Here is a 12,109-nt window from a genome sequence, read left to right on the forward strand (position 1 = left end):
GCCGACTCAGGTCAGCCGCCGAACAGCAGATACAGCCCGAGGAACGTGTAGCCGACCATCGTCAGCATCAACGCGAGCTGACCGGTGAGCCGGTGGCGGCGGGGAAGAAGTCGCAGTGACGCGTCGTGTGCCGCGACCACGGCGGCGATGTGGCCGCCGACGACGAACACGAGCTTGAGCGTCGACGACACCGTCGGGTGCGACGACAGCACGTACTCGGGGTGGATGTCGCCCAACCACAACACGTTCCAGCCGCGGTCGAGGGGATCGGCGAGCGAGGCGAACACCAGCTGACTGCGCTCGACGATGTAGTTCAGGTAGTGGGCGAGGATGTAGCCGACGACGATCGGGATGAGCGTGTGCGTCATCTGCACCGGCAGGCGTCGCCGCTGCTGCGGCGTCACGCCGCCGGTGGCGCGGGTCGCCGCCCAGAACGTCACCGCCACCACCGCGATGAAACCGGCGAGCGTCACCGTCGACACCACCGATGCGATCGCGGTGCCCTCGCCGAGATCGTCGATGGTGCGCTGCCACACCGGGAACGACGAGAAGCTGTCGAACGCCGTCGAACCCAGCAGCACCGCCATCACCGCGAGCATGCCGGGTCGTTCGGGCAGCGTCGACAGATGCGCCAGCGGATTGCCCATCACGATCCGGCCCGAGTCGTCACGCCAGAACGGTGCGATGCGTGACGCGACGACGCCGTAGGTCTCGAACGGGTCGGCGCGGGCGAACCACCGCGTGCCGGTGAGCAGCCCACCGACGGCCATGGCCACGACGTACACCACCAACCAGATCCGGATGCCGATCAGCGAATCGGGATCGGGCGAGGCGAGTTCCAGCCACACGAACGCGGCGAGCCCGACCGCGGCGGGCCGGTGCCCCCACGACTCCGGGTACGCGCGCCGCGCCGTCGCACCGATCGGCAGGGTCGAGAGCAGCCGTGCCACGGTCCGGACCGGCGAGATGACCCGCCACACCGGTCCGATCAGCACCGACAGGACCACCAGCCCGACCCACAGCAGCACGTAGAAGACGCCGGGGAGCGGGTTGATCTCGGGATCGTCGCTGCCCGCGACGGCCGCCAGCGCGACCCACACCGTGAACAGCAGCGCGAACCCGGCGACGACCGCACGCACGCCGCGCGAGTCGACCAGTCGCGTCACCGCCGCCGGCAGCCCGATGCCCGAGGTCCGCGGATCCAATCGCGGTGTCTTCCAGGCGAAGGCGACGATCGCGAACGACGCCGTCAACGCCCAGGCACCACCGATCAGGGCATAGGTGTAGGGCAGCGGAAGGTATTCCGCGCCCAGCCCATGCGCCAGGATCGTGCTCTGGCTCAATGCCGTTCGGCCGGGTCGCTGCCGGCGGGATCGACGTCGGTGGCGGAATCGGTCTCGATGTCCTCGTCGTCGCCGCGCCGTCGATCCCGCACCGCGATGAACACGATCACGCCGACCAGCAGGACGGCGGGGACGAACGCGGGCAGCGCCAACAGCAGCGAATGCGACGCCAGCGTCGTCGTGGTCGTCACGGGCGCGGCCCCACCTTCGGCCGCTCGCTCGTCGAGCGCACCGGGGTGGCGTCGTTGCGGTTGATGCGCGCGGCACCCCACGCCATCGCGGTGATCAGCAGCAACGAGCAGACCCCGACGACCAGCGATGCCGCACCGTAGAGCCAACTGGGGTAGTCGAAGGTGCGCTCGCGCTGCAGGATCGTGATCTCGCGGACGAAGTCGCGGGTCATCCTCGGTTCCGCCGGCACCTCCTCGGCGCCGATGCCCGGGTCGGCGGGCAGATACACCGGGACCGCGGTCATGGTGGTCCCGTCCTGCACGCGCAGCAGCGTCTTCCACGAACCCGACGTCGGCACCGACCGTGTCGAGCGGTACAGCCCGGGCCCGATCTTCTCCAGCGGGTCGATGATGAGCCCGCGGGACTTGTCGAGACCGCCCTGCCAGGCCAGCATGGTCACCCACTCGGGGTCGTCGCTCACCAGATCCTTCCGCGTGATCGCGACGACGGCGGTGCCGCGGGTCTCGCCGTCCACACTCGGAGCCGGGCTCAAGGTGATGGTGGCACTGGCGTTCTCGGGCACGGTGGTCCGCAGACCGTTGGCCACGGCGCCGCCGATCACGAGCACGGTGACCGCGACGGCGACGGTCGCCCACCTCGGTCGCGGCAGGCGTTCGCCGATGAGGATGATGCCGAGAAGCGCACCGCAGAGTCCCATCCCGACGGCGACCGGGATCGCCATGGCGAGCGCCTCGGGCCACATGCCGACCGGCCACGCGTAGTGGTACACCGCGTCGATCCAGAGCGATTCGAGGTACAGGCCCGCGGTGGCGATGCCGAGGCCGCCGACGACGCCGAACCACACCGGCTTGCGGATGAGGGGTGTGAGAGCGAGGAGCTCGATCACCACGGCCGGGCCGAGGTAGAGAGCGAAGACGTTGATCGGTGCGCCGAGGCCGGGGCCGACGACGAGCGCGACGACGCCCCGGATGACGGCGGCGAACACCGCGGCGATCAGAGCGGCGCCACGGCCCAGGGTGATCCGGGCGGCGATCAGCGCGAAGGCGGCCGCGCCGGCGATCATCATGGGCTGCAACACGAGTCGGAACTGCTCGATGCCGAAGTCGTACTCGATCTGGAACACCGACAGTCCGATGAGCAGGCCACCGAAGGCCAGACACCGGGTCAGCCACATGCCGCGTCCGTCGGCCGGGGCGTCGTCGCCCATGGCGGCGCGGCCCTCGCGCTCGAGGAGCAGCACGCCGATCAGCGACATACCGGCGCCGCCGATGAGCATGAGGTGGGTGGGACCCCACAGGGTGACGTCCTGGCCGAAGATGCGATGCCAGATGTCGTCGAGGGGGAACCCGATCAGCGCGTACAGGCCGGAGCCCGCGAGCAGGATGCCGCCGATCGGTGCGTGCCAGGTGCGGGTGATGCGGACTGCGGCGCGGCCGGGCTTGTCGTACGGCAGGAAGATCGAGAGCATTCCCGCGATGAACAGCAGGAACAGGCCGACGAGGATGAAGTAGTGCGCGGGGTTGGCGAGCGGTCCGGCGTCGCGGCCCTTGCCCACGTGCAGGCTCACGTCCCACAGGAACCCGAACAGCGCGCAGATGATCGTGGAGACGAACAGGAACACGGGCAGCGCGGCCCACGGCGGTCGGTTGAGGCGACGTCCGGCCCACTCGCCCAGCGACGTCAGCCAGGTGATCTGACGGGTCCGGTGGCGCCATCCGATCCACAGCAGCGCCACCGAGACCACGGCCGCCGCGACACTCATACCGAAAACCTGGTCGAGGGCCGCGCCGCCACCCTCGGAGCCCTCGACCGCGAGAACCGCATCAACCGGTGTTGTCATGGTCTCAGTATTGAACAACCGCCGTTGTCATGTCCACGAAATCGTGCGTTTCGGGTGAACCACCCTCACCCGTCGACGGGTGCGAGGTCCTCCTGGGGTGTCTGACCTGCCTCGACACGCGCCGCATGGAAGTCCTTCGAGCGGATGAGGACCGCTGCACTCACCGCCGCGATCCCGGCGATGCACGCCGCGATCAGCAGGATGAGGTCGAGCGCGTCGGCGTATCCGCGTCCTGCGCGTTCGGCGACCATCGCCCGCAGCGGCGCGGGGACGGAGTCGATGACCTGGGCGGCGGCGCCGTTGGCGACGGCGTCACCGATCTCGCGGCCCTTGTCGGCGAGCGGGGTGCCGGCCAGTGCCGACTGCACGTTGTCGCTCAGGCGCGAGGCGAGCAGGCTGCCGAGCAGTGCGACGCCGGTGGCGATGCCGATCTGGCGGAACGTCGAGTTCATGCCCGAGGCCATGCCGGCGCGTGACTGCTCGACCACGCCGACCGCGGTCGAGGCCAGCGGCACGTTGATCAGACCGGTACCGACGCCGGCCACGATGAAGCCCGGGATGAACTGGGTCCAGCCGCCGGTGGGGTCGGTGCCGCGCATCAACAGCAGGCCGATGCCCACGAGGATGAAGCCGGGCGTGATGAGCCACCGCGCGGGGACCTTGTCCGAGAGGCGACCGGCGATGGCGGCCGAGACGAAGACCAGGCCGGAGAACGGCAGGAAGTACAGACCCGCCTGCAACGCCGAGTAGCCCATGGTGCCCTGCAGGTAGATCACGATGTAGGTCAGCAGCGAGAACATCGAGGCCGAGATGGCCCACGCGGCGATGAGTCCTCCGGTGAAGGTGGGTACACGGAACAGCGACGCGTCGACCATCGGTTCGGCGACGGTGCGCTCGACCACTGCGAACGCGATCAACAACACGGCGGCGGCGATCAACGAACCGGAGACCTGCAGCGAACCCCACCCGTCGGCGTGGCTGCGGATGAGCCCGAAGACCAGGAACGCCAGTGCGGCACTGAAGGTCACGCAGCCGAGCCAGTCGATCTTGTGGGTGCCCGGGGCCTTCGACTCGTCGACGCCGACGATGGTGATGACGAGCGCGATGATGCCGACCGGGATGTTGACGAAGAAGATCCAGTGCCACGACAGACCGGTGGTGAGAACGCCGCCGAGGACCGGGCCGACCGCGACCGAGACGCCGGTGACCGCACCGAAGACGCCGAACGCGATGCCACGTTCCCGCGGCGCGAACGCCTGGGCGAGCAGGGCCAGGGCGGTGGCGAACATGATCGCGCCGCCGACGCCCTGGGCGAGTCGGGCGATGATCAGCGTGAGGATGTTCGGCGCGAGTCCGCACGCCAGCGAGCCGACGGTGAAGACGACGATGCCGGTGGCGAACACCAGTCGGCGGCCGACGATGTCGGCGATGGTGCCCGAGGTCAGCAGCAGCGCGGCCAGCGACAACGCGTAGGCATCGACGACCCACTGCAGGTCGGACAGGTTCGAGTTCAGGTCCTTCTGGATGTCGGGCAGCGCGACGTTCACGATCGTGACGTCGAGCAGGAGCATGAAGACGCCGGTGCATACGGCGGTCAGGGTCAGCCACTTACGGGCCATGGTGCCTCCAGATCGAGTGCGAGCTCAGGAGATGGTCGCACATTCTGAGTACGCACTCAACAATTGACATTCGGTGGGTAGTGTGGCCCCATGGCGCGACGCGGAAGGCCACCGGCGATCGGACGAGACGAAGTGTTGTCGTCCGCGCTCGATGTGCTGCGCGAACGCGGTGTCGCACGGTTGACCACACGCGAGGTCGCCTCGCGCGCAGGGGTTTCCGAGGGCTCGATCTTCTATCACTTCCGTGATCGGCAGGGTCTGCTCACCGCGGTGTTCGACGAGGCGCTGCGGCCGCTGTTCGCCTTCAAGAACGACATGGATCCCACCGTGGTCGGTGAGCTCGAGGACGTGCGGGCGGTGCTCGAGCAGTACGTCGCGGCCGTACACACCTTCCTCGACGACGGCCTCGAACTGCTGGTCGCCGCACACGGGGACGCCGGTCTACGCGACGAGGTGGGGGCGGTGGTGACGGCCAACGACTTCGGTCCGCATCGCGGTGTCGCCGCGATGGGCGAGTACTTCGGAGCGCTGCAGGAGGCGGGGATCATCGCCTCCGACGTCGACACCGGCGCCGCGGCCTACCTGATGGTCAGCGCGACGTTCCTGCGCTCGGCCCAACCCAAGCTCTTCGGCCATTCCCACGGCATCCCGCCGATGTCCGACGTCATCGACGCGGTCCTGCGCATGCTGGGCGCCCGTGCGCGCGAGAGCCGGTCGGTCTAGCCGAGGACCTTCTCGGTCTTCGCGTACCCGCTCTCGACGCCGTCTTTGTACGGGCGCCACCAGTCGACGTTCTCGCGATACCAGTCGATCGTCGCGGTGAGACCGGCGGTGAAATCGACATACCTTGGCGCCCAACCGAGTTCGGTACGCAGCCGGGTGGAGTCGATGGCGTAGCGCATGTCGTGGCCGGGGCGGTCGGTGACGTGGTCGTAGGCGTCGGCGGGCTCACCCAGGACGGTCAGGATCGACTCGACGACGGTCTTGTTGTCGGTCTCGCCGTCGGCGCCGATCAGGTAGGTCTCGCCGACCGTGCCGCGCTCGATGATGGTCCACACGGCGTCGTTGTGATCGTCGACGTGGATCCAGTCGCGCACGTTCGTCCCCGCGCCGTAGAGCTTCGGCCGCAGGCCGCTCAACACGTTCGTGATCTGCCGCGGGATGAACTTCTCGACGTGTTGGTACGGCCCGTAGTTGTTCGAGCAGTTCGACAGCGTCGCGTGGATCCCGAACGAGCGCACCCAGGCGCGGACCAGCAGGTCGCTGCCGGCTTTCGTGGAGCTGTACGGGCTCGACGGGTTGTAGGGCGTCGACTCGGTGAACCGTGCGGGGTCGTCGAGCTCGAGGTCGCCGTACACCTCGTCGGTGCTGATGTGGTGGTACCGGGTGCCGTGGCGGCGGACCGACTCCAGCAGCGTGTAGGTCCCGACGAGGTTGGTGTGCACGAACGCCGACGGGTCGGCCAGCGAGTTGTCGTTGTGCGACTCGGCGGCGAAGTGCACCACCAGATCGGTCGCGGCGACGAGCCGATCGACCACCGCGGCGTCGGCGACGTCGCCCTCGACCAGGGTGATGCGATCGGCGACCGGTGCCAGCGTCGCCGGGTTGGCCGCATACGTGAGCTTGTCGAGCACGGTGATCTCGACGTCGGGACGCTGTTCAACGGTGCGCAACACGAAGTTGGCGCCGATGAAACCTGCCCCGCCGGTGACCAGAACACGCATCAGGTGGCTCCTTCCCTCGAGGGCGAAGACTACCGGCCCCGTAGCGCGGTCGCGTGACTCACGCGTGTGTGCGCGGTGCAATAGTGTGGCGCCATGCGGGGAATCATCCTGGCCGGTGGCACCGGTTCACGACTCCATCCGATCACTCTCGGCGTCAGCAAGCAGCTGGTGCCGGTCTATGACAAACCGATGATCTACTACCCGTTGTCGACGTTGATGCTGGCCGGTATCCGCGACATCCTGGTGATCACCACTCCCGGTGACGCGGCGGCGTTTTCGCATCTGCTCGGTGACGGATCGCAGTTCGGCATCTCAATCACCTACGCCGTGCAACCGTCGCCCGACGGCCTGGCGCAGGCCTTCGTGCTCGGGGCCGATCACATCGGAAATGATTCCGTCGCACTGGTTCTGGGTGACAACATCTTCTACGGACCCGGCCTCGGCGATCAGCTGATGCGCTACACCGATGTCGACGGCGGATCGATCTTCGCCTACTGGGTGGCCGAGCCGAGCGCCTACGGCGTCGTCGATTTCGACGCCGACGGCAAAGCGATTGCGCTGCAGGAGAAACCGGAGAATCCCCGTTCGAACTACGCCATCCCGGGTCTGTACTTCTACGACAACGACGTGATCGAGATCGCGCGGTCGCTGACGCCCAGCCCGCGCGGTGAATTGGAGATCACCGATGTCAACGCGACCTATCTCGAACGCGAGAAGCTGTCAGTGCACGTTCTGCCCCGCGGGACGGCGTGGCTCGACACCGGTACCTTCGACTCGCTGCAGGACGCCGGAAATTTCGTACGAACGGTCGAACAACGGCAGGGCCTGAAGATCGCGGTGCCCGAGGAGATCGCGTGGCGTCGCGGCTTCATCGACGAGGACGGACTGCGGCGCCGGGCCGAGACCCTGATGAAGTCGGGGTACGGCGCCTACCTGCTGACCATCCTGGAACAGGGGAGCTGACATGCGTGTGCGACCGCTGACGATCGCCGGGTCGTGGGAACTGACGCCGGTGCAGCACGGCGACCCGCGCGGGGTGTTCCTCGAGGCGTTCAAGGCGCCCGTCCTCGCCGAGCTGATCGGCCACGATTTCACCCTCGCGCAGGTCAACATCTCGGTGTCGGCGGCCGGGGTGCTGCGCGGCATCCACTACGCCGACACCCCGCCCGGGCAGGCCAAGTACGTGACGTGTCCCCGGGGCGCGATCCTCGACGTCGTGGTCGACATCCGTGAGGGGTCGCCCACGTTCGGTCAGTGGGACAGCGTCGTCCTCGACGACGTCGACCGACGCGCGATCTATCTCTCGGAGGGGCTCGGGCACGCGTTCTGCTCCCTCGAGGATGACTCGACGGTCTCGTACTTCTGCTCGACCGGCTACAACCCGGGCGGCGAACACGGCATCCACCCACTCGACCCCGATGTCGGGATCGACTGGCCCGCGGTGGGTCGCGACGGTGCGCCGCTGCAGTACTCGCTGTCGGACAAGGACACTGCCGCGCCGACGTTGGTCCGGGCCCGCGCCGATGGTGCGTTGCCCCGCCTCGACGACGTCGAGAGGTACCTGCGCGGTCTCGCCGCCCGCGACGCCTGACCCGCGCCGCGCGTGGTCAGCCGGCCTGACCGTAGAGGTGATCGGCGTGCAGGCGCAGGACCAGTCGACGGTCGGCGACCATGGCGCGCCGGTAGTCGTCCCAGTCGGGGTGCTCGCCGCCGATCGCGCGGTACAACTCGACGAGTTCTTCGGTCGCGTCGTCGTCGGGGGCCTGCGCCACGGCACTGAGCTCGGCGGGCCCGTCGGCCACGGCGTACGACCACCCGTCGGGACTGCTCACGTGCAGCGCCGCCCGCGGGTCGCGACGCAGGTTCGCGGTCTTGGCACGGCCGTCGGTGATCGAGACCCGCAGGATCTCGGTGCGGGCATCGAAGGCGTAGTTGACCGTCGACAGCTGCGGACGGCCGTCGCGGCGGATCGTCGCGAGCACGCCCTGCTCGTGTGCGCGGATCAGATCGATGAGTGCAGATCGCGTTGCCATGGGTGGACTATGACGGCCACAGGTCCCGGCGACAACCCCCTCGAGAGCGACGTCGCTAGGGTGGAGAGATGAGTGACGACGTCGAGAGCATCTCCGAGGGTTCGGACAACGAGTACAGCTACGATTCCGACGACCAGCTGCAGCCCGAGGACACCCTCGTGGATCGCGGTGTCGACGACATCCTCGACGAGGGCATCTCCCCGCCGGAGAAGCCGAGCAAGGCAATGCGTTACGGGGTCACCGCTGAGGATCAGCGTGAGGGCGAGTCCCTCGAGGAGCACCTCGCCGAAGAGGTCCCCGATCCCGCCGCCGAGGTGACCTTCCACGAGGACAGCGCCCCCAAGCCCGCGGTTCCCGCCGACGAGGACCTCAGTGACGCCGTCGACGAGATCGACGAATTCGACAACGAGGTCGGCGACGACCGCGCAGGCCGACTCGTCTCGCCCGACGAGGGCGTCAACCCGCACACCACCCACCAGGAGGTCGCCTCCGACGCCGGCATCGACGGCGCCGGGGCATCGGCCGAGGAGGCCGCCGTGCACACCGTCCCCGAGGGTCAGATCCCCTGATCTGCTGACATGTCGCGGGTCACCGGCTGCCGGACACGCCCAACAGCGCCGCCATCTGGCGGGCGAGAGGGTTCAGGTCTAGGGTGTCGGGCGCCTTCTTCGGAGTCCGGTCCCACGGCTGGGCGATCGTCGGCTCTGCGTACTTCGCGTTCTGGGCTCCTCGGACCAGGGTCGGATTCCCCTGTGGCAGAGCACATCCTGCCGACGTGTTGAACGGGAAATCGTCGTAGTCGATGGTGAAGTCGGGGTTCTTCCGCTTGATCTCGGCAATCTGGGCCGCGGTGGACTCGTAACCGACCGTGCACGACGGCGGGTTGTTCGTCTCGAGGACGGCGCCGAAGCGGATGGAGCCGTCGCCGCGAGCGGTTGTGTATGCGTGACTGGAGATCGACGACAACATCGACAGGGCCGGTGAGATCAGCGGGAAGGTTCCCCTGATGTTGCCGACATCCTCGGCCAGGTTCCGGACGACTGTGGTCGCGTCGCCGCCGCTGCGTTCGAGCAGCGCCGATATCTCTGTGGCCGCGAGGCTTCCCGTGGTCAACAGTCTGCGGATCGAGGGGTCGCTGCTGGCCAGCACGGCGGTGATCACGCCGAGGTTCTTCGACCAGTCACCGATCGCGTCGGCCTGGTCGGCCTGAGTCGCCAACGCGGTGTCGGCGTTGCGGAGCAGCGAGACCGTTGCCGGGATGTTGTCGTTGCCGGAGGTCGCCAGTTTCGACAAGGAGTCGATCAACGACCGGAGGTTCTCACCGTTCCCGTTAAAGGCCTTGCCGAGTTCGGTGACGACGGTGCGGAGGTCGTCGACCGGAACCGAGTCGGCCAGATCGACTGCGCTCGCGAGGACGTCCTGCACGGGCGTCGGGATGGCCGTGTCGGTGACGACCGAACCATTCGCGAGGAACGGCCCGTCGACCCCGGCCGGCCTGAGATCCACGTACTGCTCGCCGATGGCGGAGCGGTTGACGATGACCGCCTGAGCCGATGCCGGGATACGCGGCGCATCGGACTCGACATGCAGTTCCACGCGGACCCCGTCCGGGCGTAGGTGCAGCGGACCCACGCGCCCGACCGGAACGCCCTGATAGGTCACCTCGGCGTTGGTGAAGATTCCGCCGGAATCGGTGAAATCGGCATGAACCGTGTAGCGCCCTGCGCCGACCAGTTGGTCGAGATGCACGTACCGCACACCGGCGATGGACAGTGCGGCGACGGCCACGACAACCAGCGCCACGAGCTGCCAGATCTGGCGGCGGCTCACCATGTTCATCGCGATCCCCTCGGCGCGGCCCACGTCGGCGTGGAAACACGCCGACATTCATAGTCTATATGGAATAGTGCATATTTGAGAGTGGCCTTGCCCACGCCGGGTAGGCCTACCGCAACGACAGAGGGTGCGATGACGACAGGATCGATGACCACGAGGCGCATGGCCGCCGTCGCGATATCCGCCTCGCTGGTGGTGGCATGGGGCGCGACGCAGTCCGGTTCGGCCAGCGCCGCGCCAGACCGCTTCTACACCTACAGCGGACACGCCGCGCTGACGTCCTACGTGCCCGGCTCGGTGCTGAAGACGCGAACGATGCGGTATCACGTGGCCGGGATCGCCACACCGTTGCTCGCCACCCAGATCCTCTTCCGCTCGACCGGAGCGACAGGCGCGGCGACGGCGAACGTGACGTCGGTGATCAGCCCGCCGGGGACGAAGCGCTCCAAGGGTGTCGTCTCCTACCAGTCGGCGTATGACTCGTTGAACCCGGAGGACGGACCGTCTCGCGCGGTGGCCGGCGATGTCGATCTCGGTCCGCTGACCCCCGTCGGGCGGAACGTCCACATCGGCTCGATTGCGGCGAACGCCGAGAACGGGATTCTGACAACGGTTCTCGCGTTGGGCTACTCGGTCAACATTCCCGACACCGAAGGTCAGGACGCCGACTTCGCCGCCGGACCGGAGTACGGGATGAACACCCTGGACTCACTGCGCGCTATCGCCGAGGTCCCCTCCACCGGCACCGACAGGACCTCCCGAATCGGACTGATCGGCTACTCGGGTGGAGCGATCGCATCGAACTGGGCGGCCATCCTCGCGCCCGGGTATGCGCCCGATGTGAATGCGCGTCTGATTGGTGTCGCCCAGGGCGGTCTGTTGGTCAACCCGTCTCGCAACCTCCGTTACGTATCGGGCAGTTACGGCTGGGCCGGTGTGACCGGCATGGCGATCAAGGGAGTGTCGCGTGCCTACGGTTTCGACCTGGACAAGTACCTCTCGAACTACGGCCGACAGACTCTCCGACAGCTGTCGGACGCGTCGATCCTAAATTTCTGGTACCCCGGGCTCACCTGGAGGAAACTCATGAAACCCCAGTTCGCGGACCCGCGAACCGTTCCGGAATTCGTCGACGCCGTGAACGAGCTGAACATGGGCACCGCCGCGATTCCCACCGTCCCCATGTTCATCGCGCAGGCGGCCAACGGGATCATCGAACTCACACCACCTGGATCCCGGGACATCGGCCCCGGAGACGGCGTCATGATCACCGGCGACGTCCGAGCTCTGGCGAAGCGATACTGCGACAACGGACTTGCGGTCGCCTACCACCAGTACGACGTGCTCAGTCACACCACCGGCGCAGTGGTCTGGCTCGCCGAATCCGTGCCGTGGCTGCTGGACAGGTTCGCGGGTCGACCCGCTCCCGATACGTGCGGGCAGATCGCACCGGGCAATAAGGATGCGTTCGCTCAGGAGCGGCACATGCCGTCGCACACATCGGGCGGGTGACGCGCCGCCG

12 protein-coding genes are annotated in these 12,109 nt (G+C 67.7%); 5 read left to right on the plus strand and 7 right to left on the minus strand.

Features of this window, described 5'->3' with window-relative positions; genetic code table 11:
* Positions 1 to 11: 11 nt before the first annotated feature.
* From OG579_RS15800 to OG579_RS15815, 4 genes are all read right to left on the minus strand, one after another.
* On the minus strand, positions 12 to 1,343 hold the full coding sequence (locus OG579_RS15800) for a hypothetical protein (RefSeq protein ID WP_328856712.1): 1,332 nt from the start codon (positions 1,341 to 1,343) through the stop codon (positions 12 to 14).
* Positions 1,340 to 1,534, minus strand: coding sequence for a hypothetical protein (locus OG579_RS15805; protein ID WP_328859325.1), 195 nt, complete (start codon positions 1,532 to 1,534; stop codon positions 1,340 to 1,342). The genes OG579_RS15800 and OG579_RS15805 overlap by 4 nt, the downstream gene beginning before the upstream one ends.
* The gene (locus OG579_RS15810; protein WP_328856713.1) at positions 1,531 to 3,375 is read right to left on the minus strand and encodes a hypothetical protein; all 1,845 of its coding nucleotides are present in this window, start codon (positions 3,373 to 3,375) and stop codon (positions 1,531 to 1,533) included. Before OG579_RS15810 ends, OG579_RS15805 begins: the two co-directional genes overlap by 4 nt.
* Positions 3,376 to 3,440: 65 nt before the next feature.
* Positions 3,441 to 4,994 (minus strand): MFS transporter, encoded by a 1,554-nt coding sequence (locus OG579_RS15815; protein ID WP_328856714.1) that lies wholly within the window; start codon positions 4,992 to 4,994, stop codon positions 3,441 to 3,443.
* Between the two features lie 132 nt (positions 4,995 to 5,126).
* Between OG579_RS15815 and OG579_RS15820 the strand changes: the two genes are divergently transcribed.
* Positions 5,127 to 5,717, plus strand: a complete 591-nt coding sequence (locus OG579_RS15820; RefSeq protein ID WP_328856715.1) for a TetR/AcrR family transcriptional regulator — start codon at positions 5,127 to 5,129, stop codon at positions 5,715 to 5,717.
* Here OG579_RS15820 and rfbB read toward each other — a convergent pair.
* Complete coding sequence (rfbB, locus tag OG579_RS15825; protein WP_328856716.1) at positions 5,714 to 6,718, minus strand: dTDP-glucose 4,6-dehydratase; 1,005 nt, start codon at positions 6,716 to 6,718, stop codon at positions 5,714 to 5,716. The two genes, OG579_RS15820 and rfbB, sit on opposite strands and share 4 nt — an antisense overlap.
* Before the next feature lie 93 nt (positions 6,719 to 6,811).
* Between rfbB and rfbA the strand changes: the two genes are divergently transcribed.
* Together rfbA and OG579_RS15835 are read left to right on the plus strand one after the other, a co-directional pair.
* Positions 6,812 to 7,681 carry a glucose-1-phosphate thymidylyltransferase RfbA gene (rfbA, locus tag OG579_RS15830; RefSeq protein ID WP_328856717.1) on the plus strand — a complete coding sequence of 290 codons (870 nt, stop codon included), beginning with the start codon at positions 6,812 to 6,814 and terminating at the stop codon, positions 7,679 to 7,681.
* 1 nt (position 7,682) lies between these two features.
* On the plus strand, positions 7,683 to 8,309 hold the full coding sequence (locus OG579_RS15835; protein ID WP_328856718.1) for a dTDP-4-dehydrorhamnose 3,5-epimerase family protein: 627 nt from the start codon (positions 7,683 to 7,685) through the stop codon (positions 8,307 to 8,309).
* A 16-nt stretch (positions 8,310 to 8,325) separates the two neighbouring features.
* Here the strand turns inward: OG579_RS15835 and OG579_RS15840 are convergent, their stop codons facing one another.
* Entirely contained in the window at positions 8,326 to 8,751 is a 426-nt protein-coding gene (locus OG579_RS15840; RefSeq protein ID WP_328856719.1) for a PPOX class F420-dependent oxidoreductase, read from the minus strand.
* 68 nt (positions 8,752 to 8,819) lie between these two features.
* Here OG579_RS15840 and OG579_RS15845 point away from each other — a divergent pair, with 68 nt between their 5' ends.
* Complete coding sequence (locus OG579_RS15845) at positions 8,820 to 9,320, plus strand: DUF5709 domain-containing protein (RefSeq protein ID WP_055785728.1); 501 nt, start codon at positions 8,820 to 8,822, stop codon at positions 9,318 to 9,320.
* A gap of 19 nt (positions 9,321 to 9,339) precedes the next feature.
* Here OG579_RS15845 and OG579_RS15850 read toward each other — a convergent pair whose 3' ends face one another.
* Complete coding sequence (locus OG579_RS15850; RefSeq protein ID WP_408068826.1) at positions 9,340 to 10,590, minus strand: MCE family protein; 1,251 nt, start codon at positions 10,588 to 10,590, stop codon at positions 9,340 to 9,342.
* A 144-nt stretch (positions 10,591 to 10,734) separates the two neighbouring features.
* On the opposite strand from OG579_RS15850, the gene OG579_RS15855 reads away from it, so the two are divergent.
* Positions 10,735 to 12,099, plus strand: a complete 1,365-nt coding sequence (locus tag OG579_RS15855; protein ID WP_328856720.1) for a lipase family protein — start codon at positions 10,735 to 10,737, stop codon at positions 12,097 to 12,099.
* Positions 12,100 to 12,109 lie beyond the last annotated feature (10 nt).

It is taken from the genome of Williamsia herbipolensis (assembly GCF_036153515.1).
Classification (GTDB): Bacteria; Actinomycetota; Actinomycetes; order Mycobacteriales; family Mycobacteriaceae; genus Williamsia_A; species Williamsia_A herbipolensis.